The sequence below is a fragment of the Legionella qingyii genome, from assembly GCF_003184185.1.
On record NZ_QHJG01000019.1, the window covers coordinates 21,276 to 37,953 of the forward strand.

The window sequence follows — 16,678 nt, forward strand, 5'->3', positions numbered from 1 at the left end:
GGGAGAGGCAATGTATTTAGAACATTTTAAATTGCATAAAGCACCATTTACGCTCACGCCTAATACGGAGTTTTTTTGTGAACTCCCAACCCACAAAGAAGCGTTGAATGTACTGCTGCTTAGTTTGGCTCAAGGTGAGGGCTTTATTAAAATTATCGGCGAGGTAGGGACAGGAAAAACTTTGTTGTGCAGATTATTACTTAACTACTTATCTGAAGAATACGTCACTGCCTATATTCCTAATCCGGATCAAACCGCGGAAGGCTTACGACTTTCTCTTGCCCATGAGTTAGGCATGCAACCTGACGAAGGTTGGACACAATATCAATTGCTGGAGGCAATTAATCGATGTTTATTAGAATTGCACCGAGCCGGCAAAAAAACAGTACTGATTATTGATGAGGCTCAGTTTTTATCTGACGAATGTTTGGAAGCGGTTCGACTTTTGACTAATTTGGAAACTGAAGAACATAAATTACTACAAGTAGTTCTTTTTGGCCAACCCGAATTAAATACTAAACTTGAGCAATCGGGCTTGCGACAATTAAAACAACGTATTACTTTTTCTTATCATCTACAACCTTTAGCGCGTCATGAACTGGATAAATAATTTGAATCATAGGATGGCACGAGCTGGGTATACTTATGGCTCTGTTTTTACTCAAAAAGCGCAAAAACTCTTATATCGTGCAAGCCAGGGCTTACCAAGATTGTTAAATATTCTGTGCCATAAGTCACTTTTAGTCGCTTATGGGCAAGGCAAGAATCAAGTGGATGGTCACGCGGTACGGCGGGCCATAATTGATACATTAAGTTCTACACGCTTAGAATGGATTTATTCATTATTAATCTACTCTGGAATCGGAGTACTAGGGCTTAGCGTTATTTTAATGATGTATTGGACCTATGGACTATATCTATGAGTTTGCTTAATGAAATGTTACATGATCTTGCGAAGCAAAAGCACACAAAGCAAGCCACACCTTTATTTATGCCGGTACCTCTTCGAAATAAAGGAGCAAGTAAGAAAATTTTATTAGGTCTTGCATTGGTCACATTAACTTTGTTCCTTTTTTTGCTTCATAAGCATTCAGCAAAAATGAACGTTCAAGCAACACAAAGTGTTCCTGAGGCAGAAATTAATAGCTTTGATGCAACAATCAAGTTGGAACCTATAGTCCAAGCTGCTGTTACCACTGTTTCAGAACCAGTCAAACGTGTAAGTTATATTGAGCCATTGGCGTCTGTTGCATCACAGCGAGTTGCTATTCAATTACCTGTCGCAACAGATGCACTGAGCAATTGGGTAGATAATCAAAGTGAGCCATCTGCAGCTGTAGTAAATAAAGTATATACGCCTCAAACTCTTGAGGAATGGCATGATGCCCAGTTAAATAAAGCGCTTGAAGCCATAGACAAAGGGTTTGATCAAGAAGCGATAACCCTATTGCGAGAAATCCTGACTAGGGTGCCTAATGCATCTGATGTTCGAGAAAATTTAGCTTCACTTTATTTGACCTATGGGGATTTTGCTCACGCAGCTGAAATCGTGAATGAAGGGCTTCGATACACTCCTGCTGATACGGCCCTTATTACTATCAAAGCAAGATTATTTCTTGATCAAGGAAAAGCCATGGAGGCCATTAACCTTTTATCAAAATACCGACCCTCTATGACGTCTTATCCTGATTTTTATGGCACTTTGGCGGCAGCGCTGCAATCTGAAGGCCGGATTCTTGAATCAGGTAGTATTTATCGATCTTTGATACAAATTGATCCTAATGATGGTCGTTATTGGTTAGGTTATGCGATTGCGTTAGAACATAATAATAAAATGAATCAAGCTATTGAAGCATATCTTCGTGCGAGTCAAAACCCGGAAAGTGAGCCAACAGTACGCGATTATGCCGAAAATCGATTGAAAGTCTTACAGGGATAATTATGAAACGGATTCGACTTGGCGAATTATTGTTTAAGGAGAAGTTAATTTCTCAAGAAAGCTTGGATAAAGCCATTGAGTTACAAAGAAAGTCTGGAGGTAAATTAGGGCATATATTAGTTGATATGGGAGTAATTTCTGAAGAAGAGGTTTTAAACTTTATTGCCAATCAGCTAAAGATATCTTATATCGATTTAAATCATTATGAAATAGATAAAAGTTTGACTCATCTTCTACCTGAAATTTATGCTCGTCGTTATCGAGCTCTTATCATAAAAGAAGAGGATGGTGTTTTAATAGTAGGAATGTCTGATCCTCAAGATATTAATGCCTTTGATGCAATCTCAAAAATCTTAAAACGTCCAATTAGAATGGCCGTAGTTAGCGAATTGGCGCTCCTGAAAGTGTTCGATAGAGTTTATCGACATACACAAGAGATCACTAACTTTGCTCAAGAGCTTTCACATGAAATTTTAGAAGAATTTAAAGAGCAACAAGATGATTTATTCGATGAAGCACTAGAAAGCGAAGAGCAAGCTCCTGTCGTTAAACTGTTAAATTCTTTATTTCGCGATGCTGTCCAAGCACGTGCTTCTGACATTCATATTGAACCTGGTGAAAAATCGCTACGAATTCGCTTTCGAGTAGATGGAATATTAAATGAAAATATTTTAGATGAAAAACGTATCCTAGGTGCTTTGGTCCAACGTTTAAAACTTCGTGCTCACTTAGATATTGCTGAAAAACGTATTCCACAAGACGGACGTTTTAATTTTAAAATTAAAGGAAAATCATTTGATGTTCGTGTCTCAACACTCCCTACAGCGAATGGTGAATCTGTTGTCATGCGTTTATTAGATCAATCAACCCAGATTACGGACTTAAGTCAGTTAGGCATCGATCCTACAATGGTGAAACGCTTGGAGAATATTTATTCCAAACCCTATGGAATGCTTCTTGTTACTGGTCCCACAGGAAGCGGTAAAACCACTACATTATACAGTGTACTGCAGCGCATTAATTCTCCAGAACGTAAAATATTAACTGTCGAAGATCCTATTGAGTATAGGATTGAGCGAGTTAACCAAGTCCAAGTGAACCCCAAAATAGATCTTACTTTTGCTCGAGTTCTTCGTGCTATGCTTCGTCAAGACCCTGATGTCATTATGGTTGGAGAAATTCGTGATGCGGAAACAGCACAAATAGCTATGCGAGCTGCGATTACAGGACATTTGGTATTAGCTACATTACACACTAATGATGCTATGACTTCAGCCATGCGTTTAATTGACATGGGTGCAGAAGGTTATATGGTTGCAACAGCTGTTAAAGGAATTATAGGCCAACGATTGGTTCGTAATTTGTGTGATAATTGCTCCATCATTGAGCAACTTGAACCACATGAATCCGTTTGGCTTGAATCAATGAAGGTTGATTTAACTCTCCCATTTAAAAATGCTAAAGGATGTTCTGCTTGTAATTATCGTGGATTTTTAGGTCGAACAGGTGTCTATGAACTTTTGGAGTTAAATAAAGACATGTTAATGGCTTTAAGACATAATGACTCAAACAGCTTTGTCAAAGCAGCATTGGCTTGTGAAACTTATCGTCCGTTATCTGAATCAGTACTTGATTTAGTGACGCGAGGTACCACTTCAGTTTCTGAAGCAATACGTGTAGTCGGACAATTAGATGAAGAGTTTATGAGGCGGTAAATTGTACGATTGCAGTTTACAATGTTAAAAACGTGGAGTCTGGACGCTCATTAAAGCAGATCCAACATAGTACAAGCGTTTAGATTCAGGCCAGATCTTTTTTCAAGCTTCAATGGTTCACGTTACGAGTATAGTATTATTTTGATAAGGGACTACAAGGTATGCCAGAATATTACTTCAATGCCCGTGATCAACAGGGTAAAGCACTGAGTGGGCAACGAAATGCGATAAGTGCCGAAGATCTTGCCAATCAACTGATCAGTGAGGGCCTCATACCGCTAGATATCTCTGTAAGTACTGGAAAAAAATCAAGTACATCTAGTGTTTCGAGCACCAAGAAAAGTTGGTTTGACCCTAAAGTCACTTTAAATGATTTGCATATATTTTGTCACCAGATGTATTCACTAATTCATGCTGGGATTCCTATTGCTTCTGGAATAACACGGCTTGCCGAGACTACGCGCAATAAAACCTTAGCCGAGGCGCTGCAAAAAGTAGTTATCTCCTTAAATAAAGGCAGTTCACTGAATATGGCCATGAGGCAATTCCCAAACATTTTCTCTGATTTCTTTCTAAATTTAATTGTTATTGGAGAAAATACGGGTAATCTGGATAAGATTTTTCTCCATCTTGCCGAATATCTTGAGATGGAAGTGGATATTACAAAAAAAATCAAATCTGCTTTACGATATCCCCTAATGGTAATTGGAGCAATTATTATAGCATTGCTCATCATTAATGTTTTTGTTATCCCTGCCTTCGCTAAACTCTATGCAAATATGCATGGTATTTTACCATTGCCAACGCGCATACTCTTAACCACTTCCAATTTTATTATCCATTATTGGTATATTTTAATTGGCATCGTAGTGTTTGCTATATGGGCTATCAGATCTTATATCCATTCGCCTAAAGGAGCAGTTCAGTGGGGAAAATTCCAGCTTAAAATTCCGGTTATCGGATGGCTTATCCATCGTATATTACTTACGCGATTCGCCAGACTTCTTTCTCTGGTATTACGTGCGGGTATCACTGCTGTCGATGGTATTCAAATGGTAGGGGCATCAACTAATAATGCTTATATGTCTTTACGAATACAAGGAGTTACTGATTTAATAGCTAAAGGAAATACAATTTCATCAGCTATAGATAAAACCAATCTTTTCCCTCCTCTAATTATTCAGATGATCGTACTTGGGGAGGAGAGTGGTACCATTGATCATCTACTTGACGAGGTGGCAGAGTATTACCAACGTGAAATCAATTATGACATTGTTCGTATAAGTGACACTATTGAGCCTATTTTATTGGTAATCATTGGTGGCATGGTATTGATTCTTGCATTGGGAGTATTTTTACCGACATGGAACTTAGCTTCTTTGGTGAAACAACAATGATAGATATGAAAAAATTCTACTGTCTATCGTGGCTCCATAGTCTGATTTTAGTCATTTTAATTGCTATTCCTATAAGTCTATTTATACGTTTTTTAGATTTGACTCAGGCTTCCATAGAGGGAGCTTCTGTGTAGAGCACTCTTCTCAATATTCAGCTGATTCTTGAGCTATACTGTAAGAATAGGAGTTGTTACTTTTAAGATAGATTTGTTGCAGTGGTGCCATGACTAAGAACATTTGGGGAGCTGGTAGCTGGTAACAAATTACTTCAGACATAGTTAAAAATGGACTAACAAATTATTAAGGATACTTGAAATGAATAAGCAAAAAGGCTTTACTTTAATTGAGTTAGTTGTGGTGATGGTCATATTAGGAATTTTAGCTGCTTATGCAATTCCCAAATTTTATGATTTCAGCTCACAAGCAAATATTGCAGATCTGAATGGTTTAGCTGGAGCGTTAAACTCAGCTAATGTCACTGCTCATGGCGCCGCCTTAGCTACAGGACAAACTGGGGCTACCGGCTCAATCACTATGGAAGGTGCTACTGTTGGATTGGTTTATGGTTATCCATCCGCTGCGGGTATTGTGAATGCAATGAATGTATCAAGCGCTTTTGCTGTGTCTACGACAGGTACTGCAACAACTTACACACTCAAAACGAATTGCACGGTGGTATATACTCAAGCAACCAGTGCTACAACTCCTCCAACTGTGGTAGTGAACACTGGTGGATGTTAAATTTGAGTTCTTATTTGATAAAGTAGTCTAGGCAGCGCCCAAGCTACATTCACCCCATTTGCAAGCAAATGGGCTAATGAATATGAAATATAGTGTTGGGCGAAAATTTAGAAGAGGAGCCTGGATTTCACTTCGCTTCACTCTGCCTTCTCTTTTTTCAGAACATAACTACCTGGAGCGTCCATCACTGATTTTAATGGCAATTGGTTAAAATCAGGAGCGGGTATGAGTTTCCCTGAATGATTTTTTAACCATTTTAACCATTCTGGCCACCAAGAGCCTGGATGCTCTGTGGCTTGCTCAAGCCATTGTTCTGCATGGGCAGGGGAATGATTATTGACCTTATAGCCGTATTTTTTCATTTCAGGTGAATTGATAATTCCTGCTATATGTCCAGACCCACCAAGTACAAAACGTTTGGGGCCATTCATAAGTTGAAAGCCCAAATAAGTAGTTTTCCATGGAGCGATATGATCTTTTTCGGTAGAGAGGAAAAAGGTTGGTATATCAATGGCACTGATGTCAATTGGGGTATGATTGAGATGGATTTTACCTGGTTTTATCAGATCATTATGCAAATACATCCATCTTAAATATTGGGAATGCATTGTTGCTGGCATGTTGGTGGAATCTGAGTTCCAATACAATATGTCAAAAGGAACCGGGTTTTTACCGCGCAGATAATTTTTAATAAAGAAAGACCAAATTAAGTCATTTGCCCGGAGTGAGTTAAAACTTGAGGCCATGAATTTTCCGGCAAGATAACCTTTAGACTTCATTTCATCTTCCAGTTTTGCGATTTGTTGTTCATCAATAAAAACAGCAATATCACCTGGATCACTAAAATCAATCATAGACGCCAAAAAGGTTGCACTGCGAATGGAGTTGTCTTGTCGTGCTTTATTATAAGCAAGTAACATGGATAGAAGTGTTCCCCCAATACAAAAGCCCATAGTATTAACCTGCTTTATACCGAGTTGCTTTTGAATCATACTAATCGCGGTTAAAGGTCCTTCATTTAAATAGTCGTATAAACTTTTATGAGAGAAATTTGAACCTGGATTAACCCAAGAAATGATAAAAACAGTAATTCCTTGTTTGACTAACCACCCAACAAGCGAATTATGTGGACTTAAATCGAGAATATAATATTTGTTTATCCAGGGGGGGATAATAAGAAGAGGAATAGACTTTACTTTAGTGGTTTGAGGTGTATATTGAATCAGCTCCATTAGGCTGTTACGAAAGACTACCTTTCCCGGAGTAATGGCAAGGTTTTTACCGAGCTGGAATGCCTCAGTATCTGTCATTTTAATCATGAGACGCGGGGAGCCAACTTCTAGATCAGAAAGTAAATTATGAAGCCCATGCAATAAATTTTTGCCATGACTTTTCAATGTTTCATCCATGATCTGAGGATTAGTATGAAGAAAATTAGCTGGGGATAGTGCATCTAAATATTGCTTGGTAAAAAATTGGAGACGCTTCGCGGTATTTTTATCAGGGTATTCTATCCGTTGAAATAAAGTATTCATATGTTGACTGGCTAAAAGGTAATGCTGAGTTAACATATTAAAAAAAGGATTGTTTATCCAGTCTTCTTCATGAAAGCGTGGATCATTGATGGGCATGGGAGTCCCATTTAACCAATATTGTAGTTGGGTTTGTGCTAAATTAAATGCGTCTTTCCAGTATGCGAGTTGCATTTCCCAAATTTTTTCAGGATTCTGCAGAAGGATACTCATTACATTTTGGAAATGTTCCGTTAGCTCAATATACTGATTGATTATTGCAGGAACTTGTAAAGGAGTTTCTTTTATATCAGAAATTATTTGCAGACTTTTAGCTGCTATAGCCTGTAGTAACTCACCAAGCTCTTTGTCATGGGTCATCCTAACTCCTGTGGACAAATAATTTTATGTACTATTTTGGTTTGTTTATCGTTATGGATCAAGAGTTGTGTGCCTGGAAAATTTATTATTTACCAATCTCTCGTTCTTCCTTCATACCAAAAATAACCGCTTTCTTTTTTCTTGTTAACCAATTCAAAGAGTTCGCATGCCGTATCCAAAGGCAGTTTTGGGGCGTTATTTTTTCCCATATCCGTCCTTACCCAACCGGGGTCAAAACTTGAGACAGTAACTCCAGGTAGTCTCTTGGCTAAGAGTAGAGTATACATGTTGACGCAGGATTTTGACATTTTGTAATGAGGCACTGATGCAGAATCATTTGAACTAAAAGTCCCCCATCCTGAAGAGATGTTAATTATTTGGGCATCAGGATTTAACTTTGGAATGCATTGTTCAGTTAATTCAATAGTTCCGAAGACATTAACAGAAAATGTTTCTTTTAACTGACACATGTTAATTTTTACTTCACCCCAATCTTCTAGGAGGATGGCTGCATTATTAATTAATACATCAAATTTTGGTAATTGGTCAGCAAAATGATTAATTTGTTCTGAATTCATCAAATTAAGCGGATGAATTGTTAGATTCTTGTGTTTTAGAGGGGTATCACCATGTGTTGAAGTTCCAATAACGAGCCATCCATTCATTAAAAAAATTTTGGCTGTTTCTAGTCCTATCCCTCGACTAATTCCTGTAATTACAAGAGTATTCACAGTCTGTTTTCTCCCATAAAGCACCTTTGTAACTCCATTGCTTTTAAGTTAAGAACTCGTTCTCTTGCCAACGTTCCGCGACTTATTCTTGGGAAGCTAATGATATGGCTTAATGACAACACTCTGTAACCTGGATGAAGCAAAGCGGAACCCAGAGAACCTTATCCATTAAAACCTTGGGTTTTGCTGCGCTACACCCATCCTGCACATGCATTTTGTTACTACACATCAATGTTTGAAGTGGCGGATTCCGGTGAATACCATAATTATTCCATGTTCTTCAGCGCAAGCGATAATTTGTGCATCTCTGATTGAACCGCCTGGTTGAATAATAGCAGAAATTCCGGCTTCTGCAGCAATCTCTACTGTATCCGGAAAAGGAATAAATGCGTCAGAAGCCATGACTGAACCGCGGGGAGCAAATCCCATTTGTGCTGCTTGCCAAAGGCCAATACGAGCACTCATAACGCGGCTGGTTTGACCACCTCCGATACCAATTGTTGCTGCATCTTTAGCATAAACAATTGCATTGGATTTCACATGTTTTACTGCAAGCCAGGCAAACATTAAATCATTCATTTGCTGTTCAGATGGTTTGTCCTGGGTCATGACTTTAAATTCATAACTTCCTAGTGAAAGAGAGTCATGTTCTTGTACCAGCAAGCCCCCATCAACTTTTTTCATGTTCAAACGAAATGCATCATTTTGTTTCCAGGCTCCAGTTGATAAGACACGAATATTTTCTTTACTGGCAAGAATTTTTTTTGCCTCATCACTGATCTCAGGAGCTAGAATGACTTCTACAAACTGGTTGTCAAGAATGGTTTTTGCGGTAATACCATCCAATTTTTGGTTAAAAGCAATGATACCACCGTAGGCCGATGTTGGATCACATTGAAAAGCCTTAAGATAAGCATTAAGAGGAGAATCACTTATAGCAATACCACAAGGGTTTGCATGCTTGATAATAACACAAACGGGTTTTTCGCAAGAAAATGATTTAGCGCAATCCAACGCCGCATCAGCATCTAGAATGTTGTTATAGGATAACTGCTTGCCTTGAATCAATTGAGCAGAACCTAATGAGCCGGATGAAACTTTTTTATCAACATAAAAAGCAGCTTGCTGGTGGGGATTTTCTCCATAGCGTAGGTCGGTTATTTTATTAAATTGGCATGTTAGTACTTCTGGGAAACCACAGGGAGTGTACTGTGCATCTAAAGTGGTCAGATAATTTGTAATTGCTGCATCATAAGCGGCAGTATGAGCAAAAGCTTTTTTGGCTAGGGTGAATCCCCAATCTGAAGGAACTTTTTGGCTTTTTAAGTAGTGAATGAGTTCGGCATAATCTTCTGGGTTTACTACTACAAAAGTGTTTGCATGATTTTTAGCTGCTGAGCGAATCATGGCGGGTCCGCCGATATCAATATTTTCTATAGCCTCATTGAAATTACAGTCAGGTCGACTAATAGTTTGTTCAAATGGATATAGATTAATTACCAGTAAATCGATGGGTTTGATGGAGTGTTCTTTGAGCGTTTTTTCATCTTTTTTCCCACGTGCGAGTAAACCTGCATGAATGGCAGGATGCAAAGTTTTTACTCGGCCATCGAGCATTTCGGGAAAGCCCGTACATTCACTAACATCGATGACTGGCAATTTATGTTCTTTGAGTAATGCTGCAGTATTTCCCGTTGCGACAAGCTCCACGCCCATTTGATGAAGTACTTTGCCCAAGTCCACTATACCTCGTTTATCGGAAACACTAAGCAGGGCTCTTTGGGGTTTAAAGGCAGAGAATGCATATTCTTGAACCATTATAATTTCCTTAACTAAGTGTAATCTGGGTGAGGCGCCGCGGAATCCGGAACATTCAGAGTATCATCTCAGGTTAATGTTTTTGCACTACCAATAAAAACAATGACAATTTAATCTGTTTTATGGGTAAAGGCCAATAATGACCATCCATTAAGGTTTTCCTGATGAATCGCAGTAAACATTGGCGCATATGTTTCAATGAGCTTAAACGCTTGTTCTTCCAATATTCCTGATACAATAAGCATCCCTTTAGGGGTTAGCAATTGTTGAAAGCGTTCTTTCAGGGTAATTAATGGAGCCAACAAAATGTTTGCAATAATCAAATCTACAGGCTCGTGTACTACCTCGGGCATGCTAACTAATAATTTGTGTTCATCAAGTTTGTTTGCCAATGCATTATTTTGAGTCGCTTGCAGAGCTTGTTGATCGATATCTACTGCATGTACTTTTGCTGCCCCTAACTTTAATGCAGCCAAAGAAAGAATACCTGAGCCACAACCGTAATCAATCACTGATTTATTTTGTAAATCAGCTTGTTCCAGCCAGGTTAAACATAAAGCAGTCGTAGGATGGGTTCCAGTACCAAATGCCAAACCTGGGTCTAACATTAGGTTAACCGCATCGGGTTCAGGTGGAGTTGACCAAGTAGGGCAGATCCAGAGCCGTTTGCCAAAGCGTTGTGGTTTGAAATCATCCATCCAAGCTCTTTCCCAATCCTTATCTTCCAGAACTTCTAAAGTGCATGTTAATTTAGGATACGCTTGCATTAAGTGATCACGAGTATGTTGTGCCTGGAACACTTCTGAAAATAAAGCCTGAATAACAACTTCAGGCCATAATGGTGTTGTTCCTGGTTCAGGCTCAAGAACAGGATTGTCATTTTTATCGGTGAGCATAATGGACAGCGCACCGAATTCTTCTAACTCCTCGCTAAGCAGTTCTATTTCTTGGCTTGGACAATGTTCTATTTTTAATTGAAACCACACAGCATTAATCCTTCAGCATTTTTTCCAGATAGTGAATATTAGTACCACCTGCAATAAAAGATTGGTCATGGAAAATACGCTGATGTAATTCAATATTGGTTTTTATACCGTCAATAATGATTTCATCGAGCGCGTTTCGCATTCTTGCAATGGCTTCAGCACGAGTTTCTCCATAACTAATCAGCTTGCCTATCATGGAATCGTAATTTGGCGGAACGGTATAGCTACTATAAATATGAGAATCAAAGCGAATACCAGGGCCACCGGGTTGATGTAATAATTTTATTGTTCCTGGCGAAGGCATAAAGGTCTTTGCATCTTCAGCATTAATTCGGCATTCAATTGCATGACCATGCAGTTTTATGTCTTCCTGGGTCAGTGTCATCGGTATATCACTGGCAATTTTGATTTGCTCTTTAATCAAATCAATTCCAGTAATCATTTCAGTCACAGGATGTTCAACCTGGATTCGAGTATTCATTTCAATAAAATAAAAACATCCATCTTGATATAGGAATTCAAAAGTTCCTGCACCACGATATTGCAGCTCTTGGCACGCTTTGACTACAGAGGCACCAATTTTATTTCTCAGTTCAACACTAATTCCGGGAGCCGGTGCTTCCTCTACTACTTTTTGATGTCGTCTTTGCATCGAACAATCACGCTCACCAAGATGAATGGCTTTACCTTTACCATCTCCAAGCACTTGGAATTCAATATGGCGTGGATTTTCGAGGAATTTTTCCATGTACACAATGGGGTTATTAAATGCAGCTTTGGCTTCACTACGGGTAAGTGCTATGGCATTAAGCAGATTTGCTTCAGTATGCACAACACGCATACCTCGTCCGCCGCCACCTCCTGCAGCTTTAATGATAACTGGATAACCAATTTTTCGAGCGATTTCCAGATTTAGCTGATCATCATCAGATAATGGACCGTCTGATCCAGGAACACAAGGAACTCCGGCTGCTTTCATCGCATTGATAGCAGACACCTTATCCCCCATGAGGCGAATGGTCTCACCTCGAGGACCAATAAAACGAAATCCACTCTGTTCTACTACTTCTGCGAAATCAGCATTTTCAGAAAGAAACCCATAACCAGGATGAATTGCTACAGCATCAGTAATTTCAGCAGCAGAAATAATCGCAGGAATGTTGAGGTAACTTTTTTGTGCTGGAGCAGGGCCTATGCATACAGTTTCATCTGCGAGACGAACATGCAATAAATCTTTATCTACATCTGAATGTACGGCTACAGTCTGAATGCCAAGCTCTTTACATGCACGCAAAATGCGAAGAGCGATTTCACCTCTGTTGGCAATAACAATTTTACTGAGCATGGATGCATCCTCTATTCTATGACAAACAGGACCTGATCGTATTCAACAGGTTCACCATTAGCGACAAGTATTTCTACGATTTTACCGGCGCGATCCGCTTCAATTTCATTAAACATTTTCATTGCTTCAACAATACACAAAACATCACCTGCTTTGACTGTTTGGCCAAGGCTTACAAAAGGAGGACTTTCTGGCGATGGTGAAGTGTACATTGTACCCACCATAGGAGAACGAACTTTGTGGCCTGAGACCGTAGGTACGGGTTTACTTTCATGGTGTGAAGGTATTGCAGGAGCAGGAATACTATTCACAGCAGGATGTGGCTCCTGGTGTGGTGTAGGAGAAGAAACATAGCGAACCTGAGGAGGTTCTACTGCTGGTACGCTGCTATGACGGCTTAGTCTCAGCGATTCTTCACCTTCTTTAATTTCAATTTCAGAAATGCCAGTTTCTTCCAGCAATTCAATTAATTTTCTGATTTTACGAATGTCCATTATTTGATTCTCTTTCAATAATTGATGTTAATGCTAATGAATATCCTTGCGCACCCAAACCACTGATAGTACCTTTTGCAATATCTGAGAAGTAGGAATGGTGGCGAAAAGGTTCGCGGGAATAAATGTTACTGATATGTACTTCAATAAATGGGATTGCAACAGCACATAAGGCATCCCTTAAAGCCACGCTGGTATGTGTAAATCCTGCGGGATTAAAAATTATATAATTTATTTTGTCGATACTGGCTTGGTGAATTACTTGAATTAAATCTGCTTCAGAATTGCTTTGATAGCAGTTTAATGCAAATCCTGCTTTTGTTGCTTCTTTGATTAGACGAGAATTGATATGATCTAATGTTGTAGCTCCATAAATTGAAGGTTCTCGAGTTCCCAAGAGGTTCAAATTTGGTCCATGCAAAACCAGAATTTTTTTCATGTTTTAGTTAGTATCGAGCAATTTTTTGCAGATTTTGCCTTATCTTCCTGAAATTGTCTATATATCTCCGAAGATATCTACATGATCTCTACTTTTTTTATATTCTTTTGTGGTTCATTATATCTGGTAAAAATTTGCTTACTTAGAACAGTAAAGTATGCAGTTTTTGCTTCTGCCAAGATATAAGGTCAATTTTCTTTGATTGCATGATTTTGTCAGAAAACAATAAGTCGATAAAATGAATTCATCTTTTATGAAAATCACGCCATTCTATAAAATATTTGGAATAGAAAGATTTTTTTTTTCATCACATCGATTTTTTCTAGGGTATGTTGTTAATCATCAAATAATAATTTCAAAAATTCTAAAATTATGCTAGCTTGGATAGGTTTTTAGAGTTATTGGTTGTGTTCACAGGTGTGACTCACTGTTGAAACCAATCAGGTTATTTGTAACTTGATTTTAAGGATTAATTGGTTTGGCAGGAGAAGAGTTGCTTTCAATTTAGATTAAGTTGCAAAGAAGGAGTGGGTTTCCATGCATCATAATTACTATTTATCTCCCTTGGCTGTTGCATTGGCTTTAGGAATAACATCTTCTGCGAGAGCCGCAGAACCTATGCCTTTACAGAAGGCATCTCTTGAGCAAGTAAAGCAAAAATTTGCTTTGACGACACAAGGTGTCGCAGTTGCTAAAGACAGTTTACGCTTTATAAGCGAACATACTGACAGTAATAAAGTAACTCATGTTCGTATGCAACAACAATATGTAGGATTTCCTGTTTATGGCGGTTATGCAATTATGCATAGCATGTACACAGCACAATCATTAACCAAAGCACAGTCAAATGTGGCAATGAATGGTGTTATTTATAAAGGCCTGCAATCCGAATTAGGACAACCCGATGCTTCTTTTGTGAAAAACGCGGGTTCAGCGTTACAACAATTTAAAGCCAACTATGCAGGTAAAGATGTAAGTGATGAAAAAGTCACTCCCATGGTTTATATTGATGCTCAGCACAAAGCACATTGGGCTTATAAAGTGAGTGTTCTTGTTGTTCATAAAGATAAAATTCCAGAGCGCCCAACTGCAATTATTGACGCAGAAACTAACAAACCGTTTGTCCAATGGAATGATATAAAAACGGGCAAGAGATCGGTTAATGGAGCAGGTTTTGGTGGAAATAATAAAACAGGTTTCTATCAATATGGTGTCGACTTACCTTATCTCGATGTAACTCGAGATGCGGGTACTGAATCGTGCTTTATGGAGAATACCGATGTCAAAGTCATCGACATGGATCACCGATACAGTTCAAAGCGCAAAGCAATGAAATTCAATTGTCCAACCAATGACTCTAATATTTACCTCACTGGTTATAGAGGAGATGGTTATGACAAACAAAATGGAGCCGCTTCTCCAACAAATGATGCATTGTATGCAGGTCACGTAATTAATCATATGTATAAAGAATGGTATAACACGAATGCACTGAGTAATTCTGATGGTTCTCCCATGCAATTAGTTATGCGAGTTCACTATGGTGAAGGCTATGAGAATGCATATTGGGATGGCCAGCAAATGACCTTTGGTGATGGTGATACCATGATGTATCCGTTGGTTTCTTTGGGAGTAGGTGCACATGAAATCAGTCATGGTTTTACAGAACAACACTCTAACCTTGAATATTATGGCCAATCAGGTGGTATGAATGAGGCGTTTTCTGACATGGCAGCTCAAGCAGCAGAGTATTATTCAGTAAATAAGAGCACCTGGCAAATCGGCGGCGAGATCATGAAAGAAGACAGTGGCTGGGATGCATTACGTTATATGGATCAACCAAGCCGTGATGGTGAGTCTATTGATACTGCTGATGAGTATTATGGTGGTCTGGATGTTCATTACTCCAGTGGAGTATACAACCATTTATTCTACATACTCGCCAATCAACCTAGTTGGAATACCCGATTAGCTTTTGATGTTATGGTTAAAGCCAATATGGACTACTGGACACCTTATTCAAGCTTTGATGAAGGCGGCGAAGGTATAGTAAGTGCAATATCTGATCTGGTAGCCGGTGACCCGAACCATGAGAGATATCCTACAACTGCTATTTGTGACGTTAAAAAGTCATTAAATGAAGTTAAAATCACCACTAATATGGATGGTTGTAATTAATCTGCGTGGATAATAAAATCAGCCAGAAGTTTGCTTACAACTTCTGGCTGCTCCATGTGAATATGATGTCCACCATCTATTTTTTTAAGTGTAAGATTTTTTACCGCTTTAATTCGATTCTCAATGATTTCAGTATCAAAAGAAAATCCTCTGCTGGATAATACTAAATAAGTTTTTGCAGTAATTTCTTGTAAGCAAGAAAGTATTTGGGGTTCTGTCATACGTAAAGGTGAGCGTACTAACAATCGTTGATCATGCCGCCAATAAAATTTACCTTGTTTTTCTATTAAGCTTCGTTCACAAAGAATTTTTGCAATGTCTAAAGAAACATATCCTTTAAAGGCGCGTGCAAGAGCGGCGCTATTTATACTGTCATATCCTTTTGATTTTTTGCTTTTTTGAGCAAGAAAAGAGACATAATCTCTTAATTGCTGGCATGCAGTTTCTGCAGGATGAGAAAATGGTCCTAAACCCTCAATCAGGCTTAGAGAAAGGAATCGTTCGGGGAGTACACCTCCAACCAAGCTTGCTAGACAAGCGCCCATTGAATGTCCTAATAGATGGAGTTTATCAAGTTTTAGTGCATTGATTAGTTCAATAACCACAAAAATACCATCAAAAAAATGATAGTGGCATCCTTCAGGAAGATGCGAGGAGAAACCATGCCCAGGTAAATCAACGGCTATAAAATGAAAATCCTTCTCTAAATATGGGGCAAGGGGAGCAAAACTGTTTGCATTATCCAACCACCCATGTAGTGCTAGAATAGTCGGCTTATCGGGGTTCCCCCACGTCTTGCAGGCTATAGAAAAACCCGGAATGGTAAGATTTAATGTATTCATTTTATTTATTATTTTACTATTAGTAGTAGTAATCATTATATCTCTACCGCAAATAGGAGGGCTATAATTGATTATAGAATGAATAAGAATTTTTTACTGCGTCGTTTTACTTATTACATTCGCTTGCTATTTATAACTTTTAACTAAAGTGTGTGACTAAA

General features: G+C 38.6%; 15 protein-coding genes. 7 read left to right on the forward strand and 8 right to left on the reverse strand.

Features of this window, described 5'->3' with window-relative positions:
- Window positions 1-10 precede the first annotated feature (10 nt).
- The 6 genes from DGG96_RS12060 (at window position 11) to DGG96_RS12080 (ending at window position 5,792) form a co-directional block, all read left to right on the forward strand.
- On the forward strand, window positions 11-610 hold the full coding sequence (locus DGG96_RS12060; protein ID WP_205872618.1) for an ExeA family protein: 600 nt from the start codon (window positions 11-13) through the stop codon (window positions 608-610).
- A gap of 1 nt (window position 611) precedes the next feature.
- Window positions 612-923, forward strand: a complete 312-nt coding sequence (locus DGG96_RS21050; protein ID WP_205872619.1) for a hypothetical protein — start codon at window positions 612-614, stop codon at window positions 921-923.
- A complete protein-coding gene (locus tag DGG96_RS12065; protein WP_110142915.1) occupies window positions 920-1,939 on the forward strand; it encodes a tetratricopeptide repeat protein in 1,020 nt (339 codons plus the stop codon). The genes DGG96_RS21050 and DGG96_RS12065 overlap by 4 nt, the downstream gene beginning before the upstream one ends.
- Before the next feature lie 2 nt (window positions 1,940-1,941).
- Entirely contained in the window at window positions 1,942-3,654 is a 1,713-nt protein-coding gene (locus tag DGG96_RS12070) for a GspE/PulE family protein (RefSeq protein ID WP_110142916.1), read from the forward strand.
- Between the two features lie 161 nt (window positions 3,655-3,815).
- Window positions 3,816-5,051, forward strand: coding sequence for a type II secretion system F family protein (locus tag DGG96_RS12075; RefSeq protein WP_110142917.1), 1,236 nt, complete (start codon window positions 3,816-3,818; stop codon window positions 5,049-5,051).
- 315 nt (window positions 5,052-5,366) lie between these two features.
- Complete coding sequence (locus tag DGG96_RS12080) at window positions 5,367-5,792, forward strand: type II secretion system protein (RefSeq protein WP_110142918.1); 426 nt, start codon at window positions 5,367-5,369, stop codon at window positions 5,790-5,792.
- A gap of 137 nt (window positions 5,793-5,929) precedes the next feature.
- On the opposite strand, the gene DGG96_RS12085 is transcribed toward DGG96_RS12080, so the two are convergent.
- The 7 genes from DGG96_RS12085 to aroQ form a co-directional block, all read right to left on the reverse strand.
- On the reverse strand, window positions 5,930-7,684 hold the full coding sequence (locus DGG96_RS12085) for a PHA/PHB synthase family protein (RefSeq protein WP_110142919.1): 1,755 nt from the start codon (window positions 7,682-7,684) through the stop codon (window positions 5,930-5,932).
- Between the two features lie 89 nt (window positions 7,685-7,773).
- Entirely contained in the window at window positions 7,774-8,415 is a 642-nt protein-coding gene (locus DGG96_RS12090; protein ID WP_110142968.1) for an SDR family NAD(P)-dependent oxidoreductase, read from the reverse strand.
- Window positions 8,416-8,643: 228 nt separating this feature from the next.
- Window positions 8,644-10,233, reverse strand: a complete 1,590-nt coding sequence (purH, locus tag DGG96_RS12095) for a bifunctional phosphoribosylaminoimidazolecarboxamide formyltransferase/IMP cyclohydrolase (protein ID WP_110142920.1) — start codon at window positions 10,231-10,233, stop codon at window positions 8,644-8,646.
- A gap of 110 nt (window positions 10,234-10,343) precedes the next feature.
- Entirely contained in the window at window positions 10,344-11,219 is an 876-nt protein-coding gene (gene prmA / locus DGG96_RS12100) for a 50S ribosomal protein L11 methyltransferase (RefSeq protein ID WP_110142921.1), read from the reverse strand.
- Window positions 11,220-11,223: 4 nt separating this feature from the next.
- Window positions 11,224-12,564, reverse strand: coding sequence for an acetyl-CoA carboxylase biotin carboxylase subunit (gene accC / locus DGG96_RS12105; protein ID WP_110142922.1), 1,341 nt, complete (start codon window positions 12,562-12,564; stop codon window positions 11,224-11,226).
- A gap of 11 nt (window positions 12,565-12,575) precedes the next feature.
- Entirely contained in the window at window positions 12,576-13,058 is a 483-nt protein-coding gene (gene accB, locus DGG96_RS12110; protein WP_110142923.1) for an acetyl-CoA carboxylase biotin carboxyl carrier protein, read from the reverse strand.
- The gene (gene aroQ / locus DGG96_RS12115) at window positions 13,045-13,497 is read right to left on the reverse strand and encodes a type II 3-dehydroquinate dehydratase (protein WP_110142924.1); all 453 of its coding nucleotides are present in this window, start codon (window positions 13,495-13,497) and stop codon (window positions 13,045-13,047) included. Before aroQ ends, accB begins: the two co-directional genes overlap by 14 nt.
- A gap of 537 nt (window positions 13,498-14,034) precedes the next feature.
- Between aroQ and proA the strand changes: the two genes are divergently transcribed.
- Window positions 14,035-15,675 carry a zinc metalloprotease ProA gene (proA, locus tag DGG96_RS12120; protein ID WP_110142925.1) on the forward strand — a complete coding sequence of 547 codons (1,641 nt, stop codon included), beginning with the start codon at window positions 14,035-14,037 and terminating at the stop codon, window positions 15,673-15,675.
- Here proA and DGG96_RS12125 read toward each other — a convergent pair.
- Window positions 15,672-16,517 carry an alpha/beta fold hydrolase gene (locus tag DGG96_RS12125; RefSeq protein WP_110142969.1) on the reverse strand — a complete coding sequence of 282 codons (846 nt, stop codon included), beginning with the start codon at window positions 16,515-16,517 and terminating at the stop codon, window positions 15,672-15,674. The genes proA and DGG96_RS12125 overlap by 4 nt on opposite strands.
- Window positions 16,518-16,678: the final 161 nt, after the last annotated feature.

Bases quoted from the DNA above. Each gene is read 5' to 3' on its own strand.
- DGG96_RS12060 (WP_205872618.1), top strand. From the start codon at position 11: ATGTATTTAGAACATTTTAAATTGCATAAAGCACCATTTACGCTCACG.
- DGG96_RS12065 (WP_110142915.1), top strand. From the start codon at position 920: ATGAGTTTGCTTAATGAAATGTTACATGATCTTGCGAAGCAAAAGCAC.
- DGG96_RS12070 (WP_110142916.1), top strand. From the start codon at position 1,942: ATGAAACGGATTCGACTTGGCGAATTATTGTTTAAGGAGAAGTTAATT.
- DGG96_RS12075 (WP_110142917.1), top strand. From the start codon at position 3,816: ATGCCAGAATATTACTTCAATGCCCGTGATCAACAGGGTAAAGCACTG.
- DGG96_RS12080 (WP_110142918.1), top strand. From the start codon at position 5,367: ATGAATAAGCAAAAAGGCTTTACTTTAATTGAGTTAGTTGTGGTGATG.
- DGG96_RS12085 (WP_110142919.1), bottom strand. From the start codon at position 7,684: ATGACCCATGACAAAGAGCTTGGTGAGTTACTACAGGCTATAGCAGCT.
- purH (WP_110142920.1), bottom strand. From the start codon at position 10,233: ATGGTTCAAGAATATGCATTCTCTGCCTTTAAACCCCAAAGAGCCCTG.
- accC (WP_110142922.1), bottom strand. From the start codon at position 12,564: ATGCTCAGTAAAATTGTTATTGCCAACAGAGGTGAAATCGCTCTTCGC.
- accB (WP_110142923.1), bottom strand. From the start codon at position 13,058: ATGGACATTCGTAAAATCAGAAAATTAATTGAATTGCTGGAAGAAACT.
- aroQ (WP_110142924.1), bottom strand. From the start codon at position 13,497: ATGAAAAAAATTCTGGTTTTGCATGGACCAAATTTGAACCTCTTGGGA.
- proA (WP_110142925.1), top strand. From the start codon at position 14,035: ATGCATCATAATTACTATTTATCTCCCTTGGCTGTTGCATTGGCTTTA.
- DGG96_RS12125 (WP_110142969.1), bottom strand. From the start codon at position 16,517: ATGAATACATTAAATCTTACCATTCCGGGTTTTTCTATAGCCTGCAAG.